The 23,472-nt window shown below is 61.2% G+C and carries 21 protein-coding genes; 5 read left to right on the top strand and 16 right to left on the bottom strand.

Annotated elements, in window-relative coordinates:
* Positions 1–64: 64 nt before the first annotated feature.
* From DW151_RS02330 to DW151_RS02300, 7 genes are all read right to left on the bottom strand, one after another.
* The gene (locus tag DW151_RS02330; RefSeq protein ID WP_118334235.1) at positions 65–2,659 is read right to left on the bottom strand and encodes a DNA topoisomerase I; all 2,595 of its coding nucleotides are present in this window, start codon (positions 2,657–2,659) and stop codon (positions 65–67) included.
* Positions 2,660–2,713: 54 nt separating this feature from the next.
* Complete coding sequence (hypB, locus tag DW151_RS02325; RefSeq protein ID WP_118334234.1) at positions 2,714–3,397, bottom strand: hydrogenase nickel incorporation protein HypB; 684 nt, start codon at positions 3,395–3,397, stop codon at positions 2,714–2,716.
* 55 nt (positions 3,398–3,452) lie between these two features.
* Entirely contained in the window at positions 3,453–3,809 is a 357-nt protein-coding gene (locus tag DW151_RS02320; RefSeq protein ID WP_117772878.1) for a hydrogenase maturation nickel metallochaperone HypA, read from the bottom strand.
* Between the two features lie 6 nt (positions 3,810–3,815).
* Positions 3,816–4,607 (bottom strand): twin-arginine translocase subunit TatC, encoded by a 792-nt coding sequence (gene tatC / locus DW151_RS02315; protein WP_055285525.1) that lies wholly within the window; start codon positions 4,605–4,607, stop codon positions 3,816–3,818.
* Positions 4,607–5,179: a twin-arginine translocase TatA/TatE family subunit gene (locus DW151_RS02310; RefSeq protein ID WP_158571639.1), complete on the bottom strand. Its 573-nt coding sequence runs from the start codon at positions 5,177–5,179 to the stop codon at positions 4,607–4,609. The genes tatC and DW151_RS02310 overlap by 1 nt, the downstream gene beginning before the upstream one ends.
* A gap of 153 nt (positions 5,180–5,332) precedes the next feature.
* Complete coding sequence (locus DW151_RS02305) at positions 5,333–5,647, bottom strand: STAS domain-containing protein (protein WP_089572422.1); 315 nt, start codon at positions 5,645–5,647, stop codon at positions 5,333–5,335.
* A gap of 66 nt (positions 5,648–5,713) precedes the next feature.
* Positions 5,714–7,018 (bottom strand): aminotransferase class I/II-fold pyridoxal phosphate-dependent enzyme, encoded by a 1,305-nt coding sequence (locus tag DW151_RS02300; protein WP_117772874.1) that lies wholly within the window; start codon positions 7,016–7,018, stop codon positions 5,714–5,716.
* A gap of 149 nt (positions 7,019–7,167) precedes the next feature.
* Between DW151_RS02300 and DW151_RS02295 the strand changes: the two genes are divergently transcribed.
* Positions 7,168–7,422, top strand: coding sequence for a hypothetical protein (locus DW151_RS02295; protein ID WP_117772872.1), 255 nt, complete (start codon positions 7,168–7,170; stop codon positions 7,420–7,422).
* 86 nt (positions 7,423–7,508) lie between these two features.
* Here the strand turns inward: DW151_RS02295 and nhaA are convergent, their stop codons facing one another.
* From nhaA to DW151_RS02260, 7 genes are all read right to left on the bottom strand, one after another.
* Positions 7,509–8,867 carry a Na+/H+ antiporter NhaA gene (gene nhaA / locus DW151_RS02290; RefSeq protein WP_118334232.1) on the bottom strand — a complete coding sequence of 453 codons (1,359 nt, stop codon included), beginning with the start codon at positions 8,865–8,867 and terminating at the stop codon, positions 7,509–7,511.
* 267 nt (positions 8,868–9,134) lie between these two features.
* Positions 9,135–10,058: a manganese-dependent inorganic pyrophosphatase gene (locus DW151_RS02285; protein ID WP_006235927.1), complete on the bottom strand. Its 924-nt coding sequence runs from the start codon at positions 10,056–10,058 to the stop codon at positions 9,135–9,137.
* 166 nt (positions 10,059–10,224) lie between these two features.
* On the bottom strand, positions 10,225–11,178 hold the full coding sequence (locus tag DW151_RS02280; RefSeq protein WP_233543296.1) for an ROK family protein: 954 nt from the start codon (positions 11,176–11,178) through the stop codon (positions 10,225–10,227).
* Between the two features lie 239 nt (positions 11,179–11,417).
* Complete coding sequence (locus DW151_RS02275) at positions 11,418–11,750, bottom strand: PTS lactose/cellobiose transporter subunit IIA (protein ID WP_199411192.1); 333 nt, start codon at positions 11,748–11,750, stop codon at positions 11,418–11,420.
* A 9-nt stretch (positions 11,751–11,759) separates the two neighbouring features.
* The gene (locus tag DW151_RS02270) at positions 11,760–12,062 is read right to left on the bottom strand and encodes a PTS sugar transporter subunit IIB (protein ID WP_118066284.1); all 303 of its coding nucleotides are present in this window, start codon (positions 12,060–12,062) and stop codon (positions 11,760–11,762) included.
* A 160-nt stretch (positions 12,063–12,222) separates the two neighbouring features.
* Positions 12,223–13,566 (bottom strand): PTS sugar transporter subunit IIC, encoded by a 1,344-nt coding sequence (locus DW151_RS02265; RefSeq protein ID WP_118334229.1) that lies wholly within the window; start codon positions 13,564–13,566, stop codon positions 12,223–12,225.
* Between the two features lie 120 nt (positions 13,567–13,686).
* Complete coding sequence (locus tag DW151_RS02260) at positions 13,687–15,087, bottom strand: glycoside hydrolase family 1 protein (RefSeq protein ID WP_118334228.1); 1,401 nt, start codon at positions 15,085–15,087, stop codon at positions 13,687–13,689.
* 303 nt (positions 15,088–15,390) lie between these two features.
* Here DW151_RS02260 and DW151_RS02255 point away from each other — a divergent pair, with 303 nt between their 5' ends.
* Both DW151_RS02255 and DW151_RS02250 read left to right on the top strand, forming a co-directional pair.
* On the top strand, positions 15,391–16,110 hold the full coding sequence (locus tag DW151_RS02255) for a GntR family transcriptional regulator (RefSeq protein WP_118334227.1): 720 nt from the start codon (positions 15,391–15,393) through the stop codon (positions 16,108–16,110).
* Positions 16,111–16,184: 74 nt separating this feature from the next.
* Positions 16,185–17,117 (top strand): type I phosphomannose isomerase catalytic subunit, encoded by a 933-nt coding sequence (locus DW151_RS02250; RefSeq protein WP_370448015.1) that lies wholly within the window; start codon positions 16,185–16,187, stop codon positions 17,115–17,117.
* Between the two features lie 283 nt (positions 17,118–17,400).
* Here the strand turns inward: DW151_RS02250 and DW151_RS02245 are convergent, their stop codons facing one another.
* Positions 17,401–20,301: an ATP-dependent helicase gene (locus DW151_RS02245; protein WP_118334224.1), complete on the bottom strand. Its 2,901-nt coding sequence runs from the start codon at positions 20,299–20,301 to the stop codon at positions 17,401–17,403.
* A gap of 274 nt (positions 20,302–20,575) precedes the next feature.
* Here DW151_RS02245 and DW151_RS02240 point away from each other — a divergent pair, with 274 nt between their 5' ends.
* Positions 20,576–21,574 carry a C-terminal binding protein gene (locus DW151_RS02240; protein ID WP_118334222.1) on the top strand — a complete coding sequence of 333 codons (999 nt, stop codon included), beginning with the start codon at positions 20,576–20,578 and terminating at the stop codon, positions 21,572–21,574.
* Between the two features lie 195 nt (positions 21,575–21,769).
* On the opposite strand, the gene DW151_RS02235 is transcribed toward DW151_RS02240, so the two are convergent.
* Positions 21,770–22,750, bottom strand: coding sequence for an undecaprenyl-diphosphate phosphatase (locus DW151_RS02235; RefSeq protein WP_118334221.1), 981 nt, complete (start codon positions 22,748–22,750; stop codon positions 21,770–21,772).
* 249 nt (positions 22,751–22,999) lie between these two features.
* Here DW151_RS02235 and DW151_RS02230 point away from each other — a divergent pair, with 249 nt between their 5' ends.
* Entirely contained in the window at positions 23,000–23,437 is a 438-nt protein-coding gene (locus DW151_RS02230) for a universal stress protein (RefSeq protein WP_055285548.1), read from the top strand.
* Positions 23,438–23,472: the final 35 nt, after the last annotated feature.

Here is a 23,472-nt window from a genome sequence, read left to right as displayed (position 1 = left end):
AAAATGAGCGAGGATCGCGGGATCCTCGCTCATTTTTGTTTTGGTCAATGTTTCGGCTGCGCTGTTACTTGTCGGCGGCTGCTTTCTTGGCAGTCGACTTCTTCGCGGTCGTCTTCTTGGCGGCAGTGGCTTTCTTAGCCGTCGTCTTCTTGGCCGCCGTCGTCTTCTTCGCCGTGCTCGCCTTGGTCGCAGTCTTGCGGCCGCGGGCGGGCTTCTTCTCCTTGGTCGGGCAGTCCATGTTGACGCAGATACGCCACGGGCCGCGGGCCGTGTTGACCACCACGATGGGAGCGCCGCACTCGGGGCAGGTCTCACCCGTCGCCTCGAGCTTACCGCGCGCCGGCAGAGGATAGCTCACGCCGCAGTCATCGTAGTTGGTGCAGCGGATAAAGCGCTTGCCGCTCTTCTCGCTCTTGTGCGCGATCAGGTCGCCATGGCGTCCGGCCTCGGCGCACACCTTGCACTCGCCCACCTTAAGGTCAGGCTCGTAGTTGGTGGGGCACGTGGGGTTCACGCAAATCTCGAAGGCCTTCTGGCGGAACGGCTGGCACTTAATGCGCGGCGCGCCGCACTCGGGGCACACGGCCGCCTCGCCCTCGAGCGGGCTCACCTTGACGCCGCTCGGCACCGGATAGGTCACATCGCAGTCGGGCCAGCCCATGCAGCCGATAAAGCTGCCGCGGGTCTTGGCGCTCGTCTTCATAACCAGGTCCTTGCCGCACTTGGGGCAAGCGCCCACGCGTGCATCGGCCGTGACGGCGTCGCTGATGGCGTCGCCTAGCTCCTGCGTGTGCTTGAGCAGCTCGTCGAGCACGCCGGCCAGCAGCGCGCGCGAGTGCGTCACGACATGCTCTTCGGTGTCCTCGCCGCGCTCGACGCGGGTCATATCGCCGTCGAGCTCGCTGGTCATATCGGGGCTCGTGATGCGCGGAGCAAATTGCGTCAGCGCGTCGATGATGGCGATGCCCAGCTGGCTCGGCTCAACGGGGTCGTTTTTGAGATAGCGCACGGCATACAGGCGCTCGATGATGCTCGCGCGCGTGGACTTGGTACCCAGGCCGCGCTTCTCCATCTCCTGCACGAGCTTGCCCTGGCTGTAGCGCGCGGGCGGCTCGGTCTGCTTGGCCTCGAGCTTAATGTCGAATACGTCGACCGTATCGCCCTGCTCAAGCGGCGGCATCTGCTCGTCGCGCTTAAGGCCGTACGGATAGGCCTCGCGGAAACCCGGGGTCACGAGCACGTCGCCCGAGGCCACAAACGGCTCGCCGTTGACGTCGAGCTCGAGCTTGGTGTTCTCGATGGTCGAGGGACCCATAAGCGTCGCCAAGAAGCGGCGGGCGATCAGGTCGTAGAGCTTGCGCTGGCCGCCGTCGAGCGTGGACGGATCGCCCTCGCCCGTGGGGTAGATAGGCGGGTGGTCGGTGGTCTCGACTTTACCGCGCGTGGGCTTCATGGGGCCGGCGAGCACCTTTTTGCATACGGGCGCCAGCGCCGGGTTAATCTTTGCAAGGTCGCTCACCACGGCGCCCAGATCGAGCGTCGCGGGGTACACAGTGTTGTCGACACGCGGGTAGCTGATGAGGCCCGCCATGTAGAGGGACTCGGCGATGCGCATGGTGCGCGCAGGCGAGATGCCCTCGGCTGCAGCGGCTGCCTGCAGCGAGGTAGTCGCAAACGGCGTGGGCGGCTGCTGCTTGCGCGAGCGCTTGGTCACCGCGGCGACAGTTGCCGTCGCAACGCCGTCGACATGGCCGTACGCCGTCTCGGCAGCATCTTTGTCGGTAAAACGCGCCGTCTTGTGAGCGATCTTAAAGCGGTCGTCCTCGGCAGCACCCTGTGCGGCGCCCATGCCGCGGATCTGCCAATAGTCCTCGGGCACAAACGCCATGCGCTCGCGCTCGCGCTCGACCACCAGGGCAAGCGTCGGCGTCTGCACGCGGCCGGCGGAACGCACGTTGCCGAAGCCGCCAAACTTGGCGAGCGTCAGGTAGCGCGTGAGCACCGCACCCCAAATGAGGTCGATGTGCTGGCGGCTCTCGCCTGCGTCGGCCAGGTTCTGGTCGAGCGAGACGAGATTATCGAAGGCCTGCGTGATCTCGGCCTTGGTAAACGAAGAGTACTGGGCGCGGGCGACCGGCAAGTCGGGCGCAACCTCGCGCACCTTGTTGAGGGCGTCCGAGCCGATCAGCTCGCCCTCGCGATCGAAGTCCGTGGCGATGATGACGCTGTCGGACTTTTTAGCGAGGTTCTTAAGCGAGCGGATGAGCTCCTTCTCGGCCGGCAGCTTAATGACGGGCGCCCAGGTGAGATACGGCAGGCTCTCGAGCTTCCAACCCTTGATGGAGATACCGTCGGCAAGAAACGGCTTGCGCTTGGTGTCGTAGGGCGGACGAGCCAGGCCATCGGGCATGTCGGCCGGCAGCATCTCGCCGTCCTCGGTAACCGAATACCAGCCCAGCTTTTTATCGAACAGCACGCTGTCGCAAAAATCGGGCGCAAGGATGTGACCGGCAAGACCGATCGTCACGCACTCCTCGCCCTTCCACTCAAAACGGTAGATGGCGGTGTTGTACACCTTGTCCTTTTTGGGTTTGCCCGTAGACAGACGCTCGGCGATCTGACGCGCGGCGTCGTTTTTCTCGGCGATGATGAGCTTCAAAAGAGGCTCCTATCTCGTGTCTCTGCGGCTACGCCCGCCCTCTTGGCGGCCGACTTACGCCCTTGCTTGCTCAATCTGCCCGATGAGCCAATCGCACCAGACATCCATGCCCTCGCCCTTGCGCGCGCTCACGGCAAACCGCGGCGCCTGCGGATTGAGGTCATCGAGTGTCTTAGTATACCTATCCATGTCAAAATCGAAAGCCGGGGCCACGTCGACCTTATTGAGCAGCTGCGCGCCGGCGTGCTGGAAGATGCCCGGGTACTTGATGGGCTTGTCGTCGCCCTCGGGCACCGAGAGGATCATGATGGACAGGTTCTCGCCCAGGTCAAAGTCGACCGGGCAGACCAGGTTACCCACATTTTCGATAAAGATGACGTCGATGTTCTCCAGACCGACGGCCTGGTCGAAGGCGTCGACGGCCTCCATGATCATGTTGCCCTCGAGGTGGCACAGGCCGCCCGTGTTGATCTGGATGGCGGGCATGCCGGCTTCCTTCATGGTGATGGCGTCGACATCCGAGGCGATATCGCCCTCGATGACGGCACAGCGTAGGCCGGCCTTGTCGCGCAGGCGCTCGTTGGTGCCCAGAATCGTGGTGGTCTTACCCGAGCCGGGGCTCGACAGCACATTGATCACGTAGGTGCCTGCCTCATTAAATCGCTGACGCAGCTGATCTGCCAGGCGCTCGTTGCGCGACAGGATCGGCGACGCGATATCAATCGTTTTCTCGGCCATACTTAGCGCTCCTTACTTTGGCTCCTTTATACCCCATCACCAGATGGCTAGCGGGCTAATCGTCGGGGGTTTCGATTTCGATACTTGCGATATCGAGCTCGCGGCCGTGCAGCAGGCGCACGTTGGCGCCGCCACACTGGGGGCAGCGACAATGGAAACGGTCGTGCTCAAAGACCTCGCCGCAGTCCAGGCACTCGCTTTGTGGATGGACCTCCTCCACGGCAAGCTCGCAGCCGCGCGTGAGCGGGTCCTCGTCGCGAAACGTCCCCCACGCAAAGTCGAGCGCCTCGCGCACGACCTCGGTCATATCCCCGATACGCAGCGTTACCAAAACGGCGCGCGAGGCCCCCGCCCCACGCGCCGCGCGAATCACTGTATCGAGTATGCCGTTGACAATGCCAACCTCGTGCATACCGTTTTACTCCTCGTCGTCCTCGTCGTCCGAGAACAGGTCCAGACGGCTCACGAACAGGCCCTCCTTGCCCTCGCGCGCGGTAATGACCACGCGGGCAATGGCGAGCGAGATCTCGTAGAGCGAAAGCAGGGCACCGTACATAAGGCCCAGCGTAACGGGCGAGCCGTCGGGCGTGATCACAGCCGAGCCCACGAGCAGGCCCACGTACACGTAGCGCCAGGCGCTGCGGAAGGCCGCATAGGACACGATGTGAAAGACGGACAGATAGAAGATGATGAGCGGCAGCTCAAACGCCACGCCAAAGCCGATCATAAAGAGCAGCTCCATGTTGACGTAGTTCTCCAGGTCGGGCAGCGCCGTAGCGACGGCCGAGGTCTCGCCGATGAGCCACTCAAAGCCCGCCGGGATGATGATGAAGTAGCAGAAGATGGCACCCAGGAAGAACAGAACCGTCGAGGCGAGCACCGTGGGCACAACCCACTTGCGCTCGTTGGGGCGCAGTGCCGGCAGGAAAAATGCCAGGATCTGCCAGATGATCATGGGCGTGCACATGACCACGGCCATCTTGATGGCCAGCGAGAAGCGCAGGCCAAAGCCGCCGAGCGTGGTGGTGATGTAGAACTTACCGTCCGGCACAAAGGAGCGGATGGGGTCTTCCAGGATATCGAGCACCACAGGCGTGGCGAAATACAGCACGATAGCGGCGGCAAACACCGATACGACCACGATAGTCAGGCGGCGACGAAGCTCTCCCAGGTGATCGAAGAGCGGCATGCGCGCAGGTCCGATCGGCATTACTCATCGCCTCCCTTCGGGGCGTCGGCGGCAGCAGCCTCGGCATCGTCCTCGACCTCGAGCTCGCGAGCGAGCTGGTCGACGACGGCCTTGCGTTTGCGGGGACGACGGGCGTAGAGGTCAGCCGTCGTGGGCTCTGCCGGCTCGGGCTCGGGCTCTGCAGCAGGCTCGGGCTCGACGGCAGCAGCAGGCTCTGTACCCTCGGCCTCATCAACAGCGCCTTCGCCCTCAGCAGCACCCTCGCTTGCGGCCTTCTCGGCAGCAAGACGGGCGCGACGCTCGGCAAAGGTCTCCTTCTTGGCGGGCGCTGCCGTCTCGGCGGCATCCTCGTCCGCATCGGAATCGTCGTCGGTCGCAGCGGCCTTCTTGGGCTTGACCGGGGCCGACGCGGCCTCGCTCACCGGATCGATAATCTCGGACTGAACAACGGCCGTCATCTTTTCCTGCGTCTCGCGGAACTGACGGATGGCACGGCCGATCGTGCGGCCCATCTGCGGGAGCTTATCCGGGCCAAACAGCAAAAAGCCGAAGACCACGATGATCGCGAGCTCACCCTCTCCAATACCAAACACACATACCTCCAAGGCTCGATGTGAGTCGAGCCCGCACCGCGCCATTCGGCCGGAACTCGTCTATTCATTCGGTCAAGTATAGCGCCCGGACGCCAAAACGTCCGAGCGCATCACAAACATATGCCAAACGGCACGCCCTTTTGGGGGCAAAGATTATGCAGCGGTGATCGAAATCTCCTGGTCGACGCCCAACAGCTGAACCACGCGCATCACCGGGGGCTGCACGTTGACGCAGCTAAAACGCTTACCATGATCAGCTGCGTGGTGTGCGGCGCCCACAAGCACGCCAATGCCCGTCGAATCGATGTAGCTCACCTGGGCAAAATCGAGCTCAACGGCCTCAGTGGGCTGCTCGAGCGCCAGGTCGATGGCATTGCGCAGGCTATCGGCGTTAGAGATATCGATCTCACCGGTCACCTTAATGGTGTAGAGCTCTGGCGTGGGGTTGGTGGAAATACCCAAATCCATGTATACGCTCCTTTACGTATCGAAAGTGCGGATAGTACTAGGCGCGGACTTGCGGGGCCCTACGCGTTAGGCGCGCTCGGCACGCGCAAGCTCGGCAGCGACGAGCTTGACAGCCAGCACCAGCACATCGAGCGCGGCCTCCAGGTCCTCGACCGTGGGATAGCTCGGCGCGATGCGGATGTTGGTGTCGCGCGGATCCTTGCCATAAGGCCAGGTGGCACCAGCCGGCGTGAGCTTGACGCCCAGGTCGGCACAAAGCGCGGCGACCTTCTGGGCCGAGCCCTCGGGGCCATCGAAACTCACAAAGTAGCCGCCATGGGGATGAGTCCAAGTGGCGCAACCCGTGTTGCCCAAGCCCTCGGTGAGTTTACGCTCAACGGCCTCAAAGCGCGGGCGCAGGAACTCGGCATGCTTTTTCATGTGCTCCTTGACCGCCTCGATGGTGGGAAGGAAACGCACGTGACGCAGCTGGTTGAGCTTGTCGGCGCTGATGAGGCCGGCCTTCAGGCGCTTGGAGAACTCGGCGATAACCGCGGGGCTCGCACCAATAAAGCCGATGCCGGCGCCCGGGAAGGTGATCTTGGACGTCGAGGCAAAGGCCACCACGCGATCCTCGGTGCCCGCCGCGCGAGCGAGGTCAAAGATATTTGCGAGCTCGTCGGTCTCGTCGTACAGGTCGTGCACGCAGTAAGCGTTGTCCCAAAAGATGCGGAAATCGGGCGCGGCCGTGGGCATCTCGACCAGGCGGCGCACAGTGTCCTCGCTAAAGGTGATGCCCGTGGGGTTGGAATACTTGGGCACGCACCAGATGCCCTTGATGGAATCGTCGGCGGCAACCAGGCGCTCAACCTCGTCCATGTCGGGGCCGTTGTCGGTCATCGCGACGGGGACGTTCTCGATGCCCAAGTCGGCGGTGATGCCAAAGTGGCGATCGTAGCCGGGAACGGGGCACAGGAACTTGACCTTCTTGCCGTCGTGCGCGGCCTCGTAGGCGTCCCAGGGCTCGCTGCCGCACGAGCCGCAACGCCAGAACATACCGGCGATGTCATGCTCAATCAGCAAACTCGACGAGCCCAGCACGAGCGTCTGCTCGGCAGGGCACCCCAGGAACTCCCCCGCTAGCTTGCGTGCCGAGGGAATGCCCTCAAAGCAGCCGTAGTTGGAGCAGTCGACGTTGCCGTCGTGCAGATCGGCATCGGCATTGAGGATATCGAGCATAGGTCGAGAGATGTCCACCTGGGAGGGCGACGGCTTGCCGCGGGCCATGTCGAGCGCCAGGCCCTTGGCCTTGACCTCGGCGACCTCGGCTTTGAGCGCCTCGATGGCGGCATCGAGTTCGGTGGTTTCCATCTTCTGGTAGATCGTCTGCATGGGTGCGACCTTTCGCGAAGCGGTACGTTGCAGTTCGTCTAAGTATAGACCGCCACCGCCACAACGGTATGAAGCCGTGATAGATTAAGTTCATCGCAATGAATTACGAATCGCCGCGCATGGCGGCGTGGGGCGCCCAAGGAGGCACTATGGAGTACGGATCGTTTAGGGCCGAGGAATTCGGCGACCTGCAGCGCCTGGTCGACGGGCTGTTTTACGACCGCCATGCCATCGACCGCCTGGACCTGATCGTACAGGCCGAAATCTTGGACCTGGCGCCCGATCTCATGGAAATCGTCAACCTGCTACCGCCCGGCTATTACGACCGCCAGTCACTCTGCGACCAGCTCAACTCCGCCTTGGCCGCCCACGGCTGGGGCGCCGTCTACGGAACGGTGGAATAAGCCTCGTCATTTAAGTACGTCCCTAATGACTAAAACGCCGCCTGTGATGGTGTTCACAAGCGGCGTTTTCAAACTTGTATGTGCCCTTACTCGTCCTTGGGCGCGGGATGCTTGCAGACCACGCTCATATAGATCATGCCGAGCACGGCAGCGGTGACCGAACCAGCAAGAATGGCGGCCTTTGCAGCCAGGACCTCAAACTGGGCCGTCGGGAAGGCAAGGCCGCTGATGAGGATCGACATGGTAAAGCCGATACCGCCCAGAATGCCCACACCGGCAATCATGTGCCAGTTGACATTGCGCGGCAGCTCGCAGGCCCTAAGCTTAACCAGGGCAAACGTCATACCAAAGATACCGATTGGCTTGCCCAGCAGCATGCCAAAGTACACGCCGAGCGTCACCGGGTCGGTAAGCAGCGTGCTCATGTCCACGCCCACTAGGCGAACCTGTGCGTTCACGAACGCAAAGATCGGCAGGATCACAAAGTTGACCGGCGTGGAGATCAGACGCTCCATGCGGATGAGCGGCGGGGTCACGCGGTGCATGACGCGCTCGACCTTGGTGGTCGAGACGGTAAAGTCATGCTGGCCCAGGATGTGCGCCTCGTCGTCGTAGCGATCATCGAGCAGCGGCAGGCACTCGCCCAACCAATCGGTGAGGCTATCGAGCTTGACACCGCACTTGGCCGGGATGGTAAAGGCCAAGATGACGCCAGCAAGCGTAGCGTGCACGCCGCTCTTGAACATGCAAAACCACAACAGCAGACCCAGTACCGAATACGGGGCAAGGCGGTAGTGCTGCGTCTTGTTGAGCCACACGAGCGCGCAGGTCACAAGCGCGGCGGCGCCCAACCAAAACGGATTGGGGCTCTGACCGTAGAAGATGGCGATGGCGGCGATGGAGATGAGGTCGTCGGCGATGGCGAGCGTCGAGAAGAACACGCGCACGCCGTTGGGCACGCGGTTGCCCAAAAGCGACAGCACGCCCAGCGCAAAGGCAATATCGGTTGCCATGGGGATGGCCCAACCGTTGCGGGCGCCGGCATGGTTAAAGATCAGGTAGATGCAGGCGGGAACGACGACGCCGCCCACCGCCGCCAACATGGGAAGCATGGCCTGACGCGGATTCTTGAGCTCGCCGACCGTCATCTCGTACTTAAGCTCAATGCCCACCAACAAAAAGAAAATCGCCATGAGGAAGTCGTTGACGAAAAGCTCAACGGTGAGACCAGCCGTAAGGTTGCCCAGGCCCACATACAGCGGGGTCTCCAAAAAGTGATGGATGGCCTCGTAGGCATCGGTGTTGGCGCAGATAACGGCGGCGATAGCGGCGAAGACCATGACGGCGGCGGAAATCGTGCCGTTCTCGGCGATGCGCTCCCAAATGTCGTGACGTTCAAAGCGCTTGCGCTCACGAACGTTGAACAGCTGCTCAGTTGCTGCCATGGGCGGCTCCTTTCACGGGAAAGCTCCCGTCTTAAAAAAGCACGGCCCGCCCAAGTGGCGGCGCCGCGCTCTAACGTATTACGCTTGCATCTAGCCTACCCTGCACGACAAGCACGCAGGCGTGGCCGAAAAGCGGAACCACAGGTTGAACATTATTTGCTCAACGGCACGGGCACGCCTGTCCAAGAGACGACGCGGCGCCGTGCACAAAAAACGACCGGAGCGCGGGACGTCCGCGATCCGGTCGTGGCGTTTGGTCAACTAAACCTAGCAGGCGGCCATGATGGGGGCAGCGACCTGCTTCTTACGGGAGAGGACACCCGGCATCCAGACGCCGTCGTGCTCGTCGGCAATGCCCAGGCCCTTCTGAGCGGCCTCGGTCTCGCCCTCGAGCAGGACCTGCGAGCCCTCCTCCATGATGTCGGTGATGCACAGGACAATGCCATCGGCACCCTTCTCGGCGGCGTAGGCGCGCATGGCCTCGCGAATCTCGTCGATCATGCCGAGCGCACGACTCTTGTCGACGGTCTCGTACTGGCCGATGAGCAGCTTCTTGCCGGCGGGCTCGAACATCTTGATGTCGTTGCCGACCATCTCGGCTGCGGTGAAGGAGCCGGACGGACGGGTGAGGAAGACCTCCATGCCAAACTTGACCGGGTCGACACCCACCTGCTCGCCGAGCTTGGCGGCGACAGCGCGGTCGACATCGGTGGTGGTGGGGCTCTTGAGCATGAGCGTGTCGGTCATCATGGCCGAGAGCAGCAGCTTGGCCTGGACGTCGGAAAGCTCAACGCCGAGCACGCCGGCGAGCTTGGTGACGATGGTGCAGCTGGAGCCCCAGGGCAGGCAGATGTAATGCAGCGGGCCGGCGGTCTCGAAGTCGCCGATGCGGTGATGATCGACAACGCCAAAGACCGTGGCGTCCTTAAGGCCGGCGACGGACTGGGCAGACTCGTTGTGGTCGGTGAGGACGACGAGCTGACCGGCCTCGACGGACTCGATCACGCGGGGCTCGGCGATGCCGGCGTCGGCGAGCAGCTTGGCGGACTCGGCCGGAAGCTGACCAAGGGCGCAGGCCTCGTAGGTGTTGCCGGCATACTCAACCTGGTTGAGCAGCTGGGACAGGACGACGGCGCTCATGATGGCGTCGTTATCGGGGTTCTGGTGACCAAAGACAAGAACGTTTGCCATGGATATCCTCCACTTGATATGTGTACTTGGACATAGCTATGGTAGCACGCTGACGCCGAACCCTATGAGATGGAAGGGCCGCGGCACAAATTGGGGCAGGCACGGGGGCCAAGGCTGTCCCTTTTGCACCATGTTGGTGCAAAGTAACCTGTCCCCCTTGCACCAGCTATTTACCGGCGGCGCGCAGGGCTACGCAGGCGGCACCGATGATGCCGGCGTCGTTTCCGAGCGAAGCGACATTGATGGGTGTCTCGCGCGAGGCGGAAAGCGCGTACTGCTTAAAGTGCTCGCGAACCTTGTCGAGGTAGACATCGGCCGAGGCGGAGGCGCCGCCGCCGATGAGGAACATCTCGGGATCAACCACGTTGGCAATAAGCGCCAGTGCGCGGCCGAGATAGTCGGCCATGGTATCGGCCGCGGCAAGCGCGAGCTTGTCACCCTCGCGGCAGGCCTGGAACACGTCCTTGGAATCGGAGGGGCCGGTGAGCTCGATGGGCTCGACGCCCGCCTTCTTGCACTCGGCAAGGTAGTTGCTCACCACGCCGGTGGCGCTGGAATACTGCTCCAGGTGGCCATGGCCGCCACAGCCACAGGTGCGCTCCTCGGCCGGGTTCAGGCACATGTGGCCAATCTCGCCGCCGGCGCCCACAACACCCGATACCACGTCGCCGTTAACGATAACGCCGCCGCCCACGCCGGTACCGATGGTGACCATCACCACGTTCTGCACGCCCTTGGCAGAGCCGAGCCAGGCCTCGCCCATGGCAGCGGCGTTGGCATCGTTCTCGTACTTAACGACCGCGTCGGGGCAGTGCTCCTGAATGGCGACTCTCAGCTCGGGCAGGTTAATGGCAATGTTGGCCTTGACCTTGGCATCGCCCGATGCCGGGATGGGGCACGGAACGGCCAGACCAATGCCCGCCACAAAGGCACGCGGAATCTGAGCCTTGGCGACCACCTGGTCGATAGCCTCGGTCACCGCGGCAAAGCCCGCGGCGTCAACGATAGGAGGCGTAGGCACGCTGGCCTTGGCCAGCAGGTTGCCGTCCTCGTCGAACAGACCCTCCTTGACCGAAGTGCCGCCGACGTCAATGCCGATGTAGTACTGCTTAGGTTCCATGGGAGCCCACCTTTCTCGTTTAAACATTGCCAGTATGGTACCGCTCCCAAGGCAAAAACCTACCAAAAAGGGACAGGTTTGTTTTGGCAGGTTTTATCTGGGGAAACGCAATTGACCGCTCAACAGACCGCGCAAGACCATCCCCAAAAAAAGGCGCCGGGAGGCGGAGACTCCCGGCGCCCGTCAAAGGGGCTCTGTTGTCTGTTGGACCGCACGGTCCGTCGCGGCGATAACGCCGACTAGGCCTTAAGTGCCTGCAGCTGCTTGTGGATCTCGATGAGCTCCGTCGCCATGACGCGCATGGTCTCGGTGCCGGCCATCTGGTCCTCGGCATGCAGCAGAATCAACGGGGCCTCGCCGTTACGCTCGCCGTTGGCCTCCTTTTTAAGGAGCCCCATATGGACATCGTGGCCACCGTTGTAAGCCTCGTCGCCCTGCTTAATAAGCTCCTCGGCGGCGTCAAAATCGCCCTCCTTGGCCTTTTGCACGGCATTGATGTACATGCTCTTGGCGGTACCGACGTAGCTGATGATCTCGAAGCAGGTCATCTGCAACTCGTTCATATCCTCCATATGCTGCACCTAGCCCATCACGCTGACGCAGTGGTCGATGATGCCGGCAGCGTTCATGCGGCCGTAGTCGACCATGTTGATGACCTCGACCGGGAAGCGGCCAGCGGCCTCCTTCTCAAAATCGCCCTTGGTGTAGCCGATCTGCGGGCCAAGCAGCAACATGTCGCACTCGTCCAGGTGATCGTGGGCCTCGTTCATGGGGCGAGCCTCGACCTCAATTTCCAGGCCACGGTTCGCGACCTCGGCCTGCATCTTCTGGACCAGCAGGCTCGTGGACATACCGGCATTGCAGCAGAGCATGATCTTCTTCATGGTTTCCTCCTTATAACTGCGCGGCGCGCAGACGACGACTGGTTTCATTCTTTGCAGCTATTGTTCCCACCCCCTGCATCTTTACGCAAGGGAGAGAGCTGCGGGCACCGGCACCGCGTACCGGCGCCCGCAGCGGTGAAAGGGACGAACGTTAGGCGTTCTACTCGGCGAGAGCCTCCTGCTTGGCGATTGCCTTCTCGGAAATCTTCATAAAGGGCAGGTAGACGGCCATGCCAATGACAATCTCGAGAGCCTGCCACACGCCGGCGCGCCAGTCAAAGCCCGTAGCGAGCAGGGCATTGATGACGGGAGGCATAGTCCAGGGCACCTGGGCGATGCAGGGGCTGATGATGCCTGCGCAGGTAAGGCCATAGGTGATGCCGATGAACAGATCGGGAAGAAGGACAAACGGAATCATGAGCGGCAGGTTGTACACGATGGGGTAACCGTAGATAACCGGCTCGTTGATGTTGAACAGACCAGGCAGGATAGCCATCTTGGAAACGGTCTCGGAAGCCTTGTTCTTGGAGAACAGGAGCGTGTCGAGCAGAAGCATGAGGGTGCAGCCCGAGCCGCCGATGAGGGCGAAGCTGTTAACGATCTGCATGTTCATGTAGTGATCGGGCTGGATGGTGCCACCGGCGGCAAAGGTAGCCATGTTGTCGACGATGAGCATGGTCAGGATCGGCTCGACGGTAGCGCCAGAGATGGTGGACTGGTGGATACCGACGCAGAACAGCAGGTTGGCAAGGGTGTAGATGAGGATAACAGCCCACGGACCGGCGTTCATGATGCTCTTGAGCGGGTTGGAGATGCACGTGGAGATGATGGCGCACAGATCGGTGCCGGCGCACACGGCGAGCAGGGCTGCGGCAAGAGCGAAGATCGCGAGGTTGAGCAGCATCGGAATCATGACGTTGAAGGAGTTGGAGACCGCGGGAGGCACGCCCTCGCCCAGCTTAACCTTGAGCTTCTCGACGCCAGAAATCTTGATGAAGAGCGAGACGGAAAGCAGGGCGATGATAATAGCCGAGAACAGACCGTTGGTGCCGGTGTTGGCAGTCGAAAGGGCGCCCGTGACCTTGGCGGAGGTGATCTTGTCGGTGAGCAGCGGGCTCGTGGCGGCAAGCGTGGCGGTGATCTGCTGCGGCATCATGATGACGAAAGCAGAGATGGCGACGACCACGCATGCGAGCGGGTTATCGAAACGCTTGTTCTTAGCGAGGCTGTAGCCAATCAATCCGGCCAAGATAATGGCAGAGACGTTGAGGGTGCCCAGCGTAATTGCCGAACCCCACGTCTGAAGGTTGGCAAGGCCCGCCGCATCGAGCGGGAACAGGGGGAACACGACGTTGTTGATAAGAACCGCGATACCCGCAAGGATATAGAGCGGCGTGATGGTCGCGAAGGCGTCGCGCAGGGAACGCAGGTGAACCTGATTTCCCACCTTCGCAGAGACCTCGGCAAACTTGTCGAGGAAGCTCTTTCCGTTGTCACTGGCCATGATTGCTCCTAACTATCAAATCCGGCCTTTTCCTATGCGCACGGTGGTCTGTCGCCCTCTGCCACCAGATGTGCCATGTGTTGCGCGCGGCGGCGCGTGGTCTGGGCGTTCGCCCGGTCGCTAATCAACCACATGGGTCGTGGCGACCTGTTTGAGCCAAGCCGCCGACTTCTTAAGGCGGCGCTTATAACCGTCCATCAGATCGACCTCGACAAAGCCGTAACGATTCTTAAAGGCATTCGCCCAAGACCAGTTATCGATGACAGCCCAATAATGGTATCCGCGGCACTTGGCGCCCTCGTCGATGGCCTTGGCCACCCACTCCAGGTGCTGGCGTACAAAGTCGACGCGGTAGTCGTCCTGGATGGTTCCTTCGGCGTCACGGTTCTTGTATTCGTCCATGATGCCGATGCCGTTCTCGGAAACAAACCACTCAAGGTCGGGATAGTTCTTGGCGCAGTCCATGCCAAAGTCGTAGAGGCCCTGCGGGTAGATCTCCCAGCCGCGGCTCTCGTTCATAACGGCGTCGGGCCATACGTACTCGTCGGCAAAGTGCGGCAGACCGTACTGGTCGACCTTGCTCGCCGGCGCCTGAACGCGCGTGGGGTGGTAGTAGTTGCAGCCGAGCCAGTCGACAACACCCTGTTTGAGGATCTCTTGGTCACCGGCACGGAACGGGAGCTTAACGCCGCCCTCGGCCAGGCTGTCGAGCACGTCGGCAGGAAGCTCGCCCTTGGTAATAAGGTCGAGCCACCAGCGATTGTTGATGCCGCTGGTCATACGCACGGCCTCGAGGTCTGCCTCGCTGGGGTTCTCCTTGGTGTAGACCGGAGTAAAGCAGTTGATCATGCCGATCTTGGCATCGGCGCGAATAGCGCCCTCGTCATAGGCCTTACGATAGTTGGCCACGGCCAGCGCGTGCGCCAGCGAGATGTGATACTGCACGGTGCGGGCGCGGTTGAAGTCGTGGAGCTGCGGGAACCACACGCCCTCCTGATAGCGCTGTTCGGGCTCGACGATGGGCTCGTTAAAGGTGAACCAGTACTTAATCTCCTGGCCAAACTCGTGGAAGGCGACGTCGGCGTAATGCGCGTAAGCCTCGACGACCTCACGGCTCTCCCAGCCGCCACGGTTAAAGAGGTAGGTGGGCATGTCAAAGTGGTACAGGTTGACGAACGGCTCCAGACCAGCCTCGCGAGAGGCGCGGAACAGCTCGTGATACCACGCGGCGCCCTCCTCGTTAAGGTTGCCGTCGGCATCGAGCAGACGGCTCCACTGGATGGAAGTGCGATAGGTATTCAGGCCCAAGTCCTTCAAAATGCGAAAGTCTTCCTGGTACTTGGCCATAAAGTCATTGCCGGCATAAGAGCCAACGCAGTTGTAGAACGAACCCAGATCCTGGATGGACCAGGTGTCCCACAGGTTCTCGAGCTTGCCGCCCTGGTTCCACTGACCCTCAGTCTGCGGGCCGGACATAGCAGCGCCAAAGAAGAAGTCGTTGGGCAGCTGATACTGTGCCATCAAAGTCCTCGCTTTCGTGTTCTAGAGCTTCCGGTTGGAGACGGGTTTGCTTTGGCAGGTTATCCGGCGCGGGCGCGCACCGGTCATACCGATATCCAACCCGCCAAAACAAAACCGTCCCCAAACGGTCGATCCTGTTGTGCGGAAGGATTCCGTTCGTTGCTTAAACTATAGCGCTCTAATTTTAAAAGTAAAGCGTCTTTTTCTTTTTTCTTTCTCGAACTTCTTAGATAAAAGTAATATGGGTGCCCTGTTGAGGGTTATACTTACTTTTGTATTCATATATGTCGGAAAGGAGGTTCCATGATTCCCAAATACGAGGCGATAGCTGCAGATATTCGTCGAAGTATCGAGGATGGCGCTCTTAAACCGGGCGACAAGCTTCCCACCGTCGTTGAGTTCTGCGAGCTCTATAGCGTTTCCAAAATCACCGTCAAACGAGCTATTGAACAAATCACCGAGGAAGGTCTTATTACCAGCCGACGCGGATCGGGTACCTACGTTAAGGACACGGCGGGGCTTCCCGGCCAGGCGTTTTTCCAGGGCAAAAACGACCGTGCCCAGGGTTTTTCGTATGAGCACCGCGGGGAGAAGGTGACCTCGGTGGTCTACGATTTCTCGATCGTTAATCCACCGGCGGACATCGCAGCCCAGCTGGGAATTGCCGAGGATGACTTTGCCTATCACGTCGTGCGCGTGCGTCAGGCCGATGAGAAGCCCATCGTTATCGAGTACACCTACATGCCCCTCGAGCTGATTCCGGGGCTGAAAAAGAAGGACCTATACGGATCGCTCTACCGATTCATCCGCGAGCAATGTGGGCTGAAGATTTCGAGCTTTCACCGTACCATTCGCGCCGTGGCAGCAACCGAGGAAGAAGCTGAGCGCCTGGATACCAAACCCGGCTCTCCCCTGCTCGAACTCAACCAGATTGGCTTCTTGGATAGCGGCGCCGCCTTTGAGTATTCGGTCTCGCGCAACGTTGGCGACCGCTTTGAGTTGCACAACGTAACGTTGGCATAGGTTTTTGTAGTCATGCGGGCGCTCGTTTTGAGCAGTTTTACGCGGCGCCCACGCAGCACAATGGGAGTATGAACATGTCCGATTTGATTAAACTGACGCCGATCTTCCACGAGAAGATCTGGGGCGGCCGTCAACTCGAAACCGTATTTGGTTACGACATTCCCGATGGTCCCATCGGTGAGTGTTGGGCCATCTCGGCCCACCCCAACGGTGACTGCCAGATTGCGGAGGGCCCGTATGCAGGCCACACGCTTTCGTGGCTGTGGGCCGAGCACCGCGAGCTCTTTGGCAACTGCGAGGGCAAGGAGTTCCCGCTGCTCATTAAGATTCTGGACGCCAAGGACGACCTTTCGATCCAGATTCATCCCAACGACGAGTACGCCGCTGAGCACGAGAACGGTAGCCTGGGCAAAACCGAGTGCTGGTATGTGCTGGATTGCGAGCCTGGCGCCACGATCATCGTCGGCCAGCGCGCGCATGACCGCGCCGAGGCCGCACAGATGATCAAGGACGGCCGCTGGGACGACATGCTCAACGTACTGCCGATCCACAAGGGCGACTTTTTCCAGATTGATTCCGGTACCGTGCACGCCATCAAGACCGGCACGCTCATTTTGGAGACGCAGCAGTCGAGCGACGTGACGTATCGCCTGTACGACTACGACCGTCCCGGCACCGACGGCAAGCTGCGTCCGCTGCACATTGAGCAGAGCCTCGACTGCATAAACTTTGATGCTCAGGCTCCGACCGACGGCACGATAACCGCGCCCGAGGTGGACGGCGTGACCGAGCTCGAGTCCAACCCCTGCTACACCGTCGATCGCGTGCGCGTCAACGGCAGCAAGACCCTCGACCAGCGCTGGCCCTTCATGTGCCTGTCGGTCATCGACGGCAAAGGCACCGTCTGCGGCGACCCCGTCCACAAGGGAAGCCACCTGCTGGCCCCCAGTACCGTGGACAAGATCGAGCTCGAGGGCAATATGGAACTGATTATCAGCCACCTCTAGGTCGCAACAACAACCCAAACGCGACAAGGGGCTCCCCCGTTCTTCAACGGGGGAGCCCCTTGCCATGTCTAAGTATTCAGCCCACCCGGCTCTCCAGATCAAAAAGCGAACGAGCAAAGCGACGTTCGTCCAGCAACGTTACCCAAGGACCCGGGCGGGCGTATGGGGCAACATCGATCGCGAGTTCCGCACGCAAAGGAGGCCACTTAATGTGGCCTCCGTCTTGCGCAGGACTGCCCGAGCAGGCGATGTTGCCCCATACGCCCGCCCAGGTCCGCCGGGATCACGACAGCTTGACGATCGGTGCAAAACCTTTCATAAGCTTTTTGGTCTGGCCGGTCTTTTCGAATTGAACCTCGATCATGTCTCCGGCGACCGAGATCACGGTACCCGTGCCAAAGGTCTTGTGGCTCACGGTATCGCCTGCGGCAAAGTCCTGCGATGCGCTGGCGCGATCGACCTTGCGCTCCACCGTCGGGGACACCTTGGACGAGGGCTTTTTGGCTCGCGGTGCGCCCGAGCCAAAGGTCGAGGCAACACGGCCGGCGTCTGGCGAGACCCCACGATGGCGCTCGGTCCCGTAACTGCTGCCGCCAAAGAAGTCGTCAAAGCTCGATCCGCCGCGCGAACCGGAACCGCCGGTCGAGCGCGTATGCGAACCGAACACCTTGCCGCCATACATGTCCGAGCCCATGCCCGATCCAAAGGTGCCGTGTCGGTCGCCGCGCTTCTCCCAGCCCGTGCCCTCAAAACCGGCAGAACCGATACCGCTAAACTCGATATCCTCAAACGGAATCTCGTTGAGGAAGCGCGAGCGCGGATTGGCAGAGGTCGAGCCGTAGGTGCGACGCGTTGCCGCATAGGTCAAGAACAGGCGCTTGCGAGCACGCGTGATGGCAACGTAGGCCAGGCGACGCTCCTCCTCGAGCTTGCCCGGATCATCGCTGCCGCCAAAATCGTGCACGTGCGGGAAGATGCCCTCCTCCATACCGGCCACGAACACCGCCGGGAACTCCAGGCCCTTGGCGGAGTGGATGGTCATCATGGTGATGGCATGCGTCTCGCCTGCCAAAGAATCCAAGTCGGAGCGCAGGGCCAGCCACTCCATGAGTGCCGGCAGTGCCTTACAGGTGAGCGGACCGTAGGTGCGCTCGATCTCGTCGGCATGCACGGCACCCGCCGGCATCTCCGTTGGCGTGGCATAGGCGTTACCCGCGATGGCGGCGGCCAGGGCATCCTGCGGCGAGAGCGCTGGAGCGGCTAGGCTATCGAGCGGGTTGGAACCAGCGGCGTCGCGAGCGCCGACCAGCGCCTCAAACGAAGACGCGGGCGCGGACGGTCCCGGCTCGGGCGCGGGCGCGCTCACCACGACGGGCTCGAGCTCGGCGCCGGCGGGCACGTCGGCAACACCGGCCGCGCGCAGCTCTTCTAGGCTCTCGAGCGTGCCCTCGATATCCTCGTGCGTCTCTTCAAATTCGGCAGCGACGCCCAGGAATTCCTGGATGTTCTCGGCGCGGCTCTCGGACTCCATGGTGCCTTCGGCGCGGAAGGCCTGCAGCAGGCCCGTCTTGTCGACGATCATCTCGACGACGTCCTTGAGTTCGCCGTCCATGCGGCGACCCTCGCGCACCAGCGACACAAAGCTCGACAGGCCGTTGCGGACCTTGGCGCTAAACATGCCCGTCTCGGCCGTCGCGATCTCGCAGGCCTGGAAGAACGAGCAACGGTTGTCGCGCGCCAGCTGCTCGATCTTTTGGATCGAGGTGGAGCCGATGCCGCGGCGCGGCGTGTTGATGACGCGCTTGACGCTCATCTCGTCGGCCGGGTTCACGATCATCTTGAGGTAGGCCATGACGTCGCGGATCTCGGCGCGGTCGAAGAATCGCGTGCCGCCCACGATCTTGTAGGGCACGCCCGCACGCAGGAACATATCTTCGAGAATACGCGACTGGGCGTTAGTGCGGTAGAACACGGCGATGTCGTCGTAACTCGTGCCCTTGGAGTGCAGCTTTTCGATCTCGCCGGCAATCCAGCGGCCCTCGTCGCGCTCATCGCTTGCTTGGAAGGCCTGAATCTTCTCGCCGTCGCCCTCGGCCGTAAACAGGCGCTTGTCCTTGCGCTGCGAGTTGTGACGCACCACGGCGTTGGCAGCGCTCAGGATATGACCCGTGGAGCGGTAGTTCTGCTCCAGCTTGACGGTCTTGCAGTTTTTAAAATCCTTCTCGAAGTCCAGGATATTGGTGATGTCAGCGCCACGCCAGCTATAAATGGACTGGTCGTCGTCGCCCACAACCATGAGGTTTTGGTACTTGGCGGCCAGCAGGTTGGCGATCTCGTACTGGACGTGGTTGGTGTCCTGATACTCGTCGACGCTAATGTAGCGGAAGCGCTCCTGGTACTTGTCGAGCACCTCGGGGCGGGTGCGCAGCAGCTCGAGTGTGCGCACAAGCAGGTCGTCGAAGTCCATGGCGTTGGCGGCACGCAGGCGGCGCTCCAGCTCCAGGTAGACTTGCGCGGTCTTTTTGTCATTAGGGCTGTCGGCGGATTTGAGCATGTCCTCGGGCCCGATCATGGCGTTTTTAGCCGAGCTGATCTTGCTGCGGATCATGTTGATGGGGAACTGCTTTTGCTCAATGCCGAGCGCCTGCATAATGTCGCGCACCATGCGCTTTGAGTCGTCATCGTCGTAGATGGTGAACTGCCCGGTGTAGCCCAGCAGGTCGGCGTCCTCGCGCAGCATGCGCACGCACATAGCGTGGAAGGTGCACACCCACATGCCGCGGGTGCCGCTGGGGATGAGCGCTGCCAGACGCTCGCGCATCTCGGCCGCGGCCTTGTTGGTAAACGTGATGGCAAGAACCTGCCAGGGCTTAACGCCCAGGTCGCCAAGCATATGCGCGATGCGGAAGGTCAGGACGCGGGTCTTGCCCGAGCCGGCGCCGGCAAGGACCAGCAGCGGGCCCTCGGTGGTCAGGACCGCCTCGCGCTGGGCGGGGTTCAGGCTATCGATATCGACGAGCGGCTTGGCGGGTTTGGGCGCCGGAGCCGGGGCGTCGTAGATGTCGAGCGGAACGAGTTCGGGTTCCGGCGCGGCGGGGGCGGTGTACGCATCGAGCGGCACGGGTTCCGGCGCAGGCGGCACGGGCGCGGCAGTGTTCTTTTCCCAGGGCAGGGGCTGGGTCATGGGCGACTCCTCATCTGACGGACGGCGCGCCTGCGGGCAGCGCCATAGTTTGAGCCGTACCAGTATACCGAGCCGCGCGGACACCGACGCAAATCACACCACGACTCCGTGCGCCACCACCACCCAAGCATCACCAAATAAGTTGCGGTGAAATAGTTCCTGAAACCAGCCTTCTGGCCCCCAAACAGGAACTATTCCACCGCAACTACGATTGGCTCGGAGGGATAGAATATCTACCATTCCTACCCCGTCCCCACATGGCAGGAGGGTTGCTGTGAAGCATAGGGTGCTCTATTACATGGTCGATGGTTCGACCGAGGCGGGTCAGGCGGCGCTCGACACAATCGAAGGTGGCGATCAGATTGAGCTGGTGGGCTGCGCGCACGAGCCCAATGTCTGCCCCACCGTCGAGCAGCTGGCAGGCTGCGAGGGCTTTGTCGGCGAGTTCGGCCCCGTCGATGATGCATGTGCCGACGCCATGGCCGCCACGGGGATGCGCATTGTCTCGAACATGTCTATCGGCCTTAACCACGTTGCCGTCGAACTCCTAGCCTCTCATGGCATCACCGTCACCAACTGCCCTGGGTACTGCTCAGACGACGTCGCTCAACACACCATCGCTTTGATGCTTGACCTGATGCGCCAAGTTACGTTTCTTAACCGCGATGTGCGTGACGGCGTTTGGAATCCACTTGCCGGTTATACCATGCACCGCACGCAGGGTCGCACACTGGGGCTTGTCTTTTTTGGCAGCATCGCGCGTGCCGTGGCGCCCATCGCACAAGCGCTTGGCATGAAGGTGCTGGTGTGGGCGCCGACCAAGAGTGCAGAAGAGCTCGCTGCGACAGGCTGTGCCAAAGCACAAACGCTCGATGAGTTACTCGGCACATCGGATATCGTCAGTCTGCACTGTCCCCTGATTCCAGAGACCGAAAAACTCATCGGCAAGCGCGAGCTTGCACTCATGAAGCCCACGGCATTTTTGATTAACACGGCCCGCGGGCCCATCGTGGATGAGGATGCCCTGGTCGCCGCGTTGAACGAGGGCATCGCCAGCGGTGGCACGCGCGGCATCTGCGGCGCCGCGCTCGACGTACTCGCCGACGAGACCGCGCCCAACCAGGCCCTGATCGCGCATCCGCGCTGCATCGTCACACCCCATTGCGCCTACAGCACGCAGGAAGCCTACGACACCGTCCGTCGCATGTCGCTACAGGCCGTAGTAGACAAGCTCGTCTTTAACCGCAAGCCCAAGCACACCGTGGCCGAATAATTAGTGCAAAGAGGTCGGGTTTGTCTGTACCAAGTTGGTGCAAAGTAACTTGACCCCAATGCACCAAAAAAGTTGCGGTGAAATAGGGACTGTTGGAGCCTTCAACAAGGCCTTTTAATCCCTATTTCACCGCAACTCCGATAGATATCGCGTATTCGAATACGGCAGCGAGCGGCTGCCAGAGCGACTACTAAGTTAGAGGCCGAGCATAGGCTCCAGGACAAAGAAGTACGCGAGCACCACGATGCCCAGGATGATGCGGTAAACACCGAAGCACTTAAAGTCGTGACGGCGGACGAAGCCCATGAGCCACTTGATAGCGATGAGCGAAACCACAAAGGCCACAACGCAGCCCACGCCCAAGATAGCGACCTCGTTGGCGCCGAACGTGCCGCCCTTGATGAAGTACTTGACCAGCTTGAGCGCACTCGCGCCAAACATGACAGGGATGGCCAGGAAGAACGTGAACTTGGACGCCACCGAACGCGTGCAGCCCAAAAGCAGGCCACCGATGATGGTAGAACCGGAACGAGACGTACCAGGCACCAGCGAAAGCACCTGGAAGCAGCCGATACCCAGCGCAGTCTTCCAACTCAGGTCCTCGAGCGTGGCGATGGAGCCAAAGTCCAAATTCTCGTCATCGTCCTCATCCTCAGCGGTAGCCGCGGCGGGCGCCGCAAAGTGCGCACCGGCGGGACGTCCGCCCGCCACCACAGCACGCGAACCAAACGAACCGGCAACGGCCATTTCCTCGCGCTTGCTCGCGCGCCAGTTCTCAATCACGATAAACAGTACGCCGTACACAATGAGCGCCAGCGCCACGACGGGAGCATTGTAGAAATGCTCCTCCATCCAGTCGTTGAGCGGCAGACCGATCGCCGCGGCGGGAATGCAGCCGAGCACAATCTTGCCCCACAGCACCCAGGTGTCGCGACGGCCCTCCTTGCCCTTGCTGGGCGAGAACGGGTTAAGGTCATAGAAGAACAGGACGCAGACGGCCAAAATGGCGCCAAGCTGAATCACGACCAGGAACATATTCCAGAACGTCTCGCTCACGTTCATCTTGACGAACTCGTCCACCAAGATCATGTGACCGGTCGACGAAACGGGCAGCCATTCGGTGATGCCCTCGACCAGGCCCATGAAGGCAGATTTTAGAAGCTCGATGATATCCAAAGGGACCCCCTCGTTAGACACCCGCCGGTAGATGTTCTGCGGACGATGCGGGCGATGTCCCATTATCAACCGTTGGCGGCACGCCTGTGCCTACCCTTACCAAAAAACTCGCCCGTTCACAGAATTGCGAGCGGTCAAATCCGAATCCTTGGGTATAACTGCAACAAGATAAAGTGTCCGGCGGCCAACGCGCCCGCGCCCGCCCGACGCACGAGCCCCGCGCCCGTGCGATAGACCAAGGAGGAAACCATGAACGAGGGCTATACCAAGGTATTTGTTTCACTCGACGGTACTGAGCAGCAGGATTTTGTGCTCGCACGCGCCATCAAGGTCGCCGCGAACAACGGCGCTAAGCTGATCATCGGCCACGTTATCGACTCCACCGCGCTCGAGAGCGCCGGTTCCTATCCGGTCGACCTGGTCAACGGCTTGGAGGAGGCCTTTAACAACTCCATCGCCAAGCAGCTCGAGGAGGCCAAAGCCAATCCCGACATTCCCGAGGTCGAGGTCATGATTCGCACCGGCCGCATTCGTGAGACGCTCAAGGATGAGATGCTCGACGTGGTCAAGCCCGATCTGGTGCTCTGCGGTGCCCGCGGCCTGTCCTCAATTAAGTACGCGCTCTTGGGCTCGATTTCGACGTTCCTGCTGCGCAATACGGACTGCGACATTCTGGTCGTGAAGTAGCGTTGCTCCCACCGGCCGCGGGGCCTTACTTCAGC

It is taken from the genome of Collinsella sp. AM13-34, from assembly GCF_003473055.1.
Lineage (GTDB): Bacteria > Actinomycetota > Coriobacteriia > Coriobacteriales > Coriobacteriaceae > Collinsella.
The sequence above is the reverse complement of the archived record's forward strand: the minus strand, read 5'-3'. Positions and strand labels throughout refer to the sequence as shown.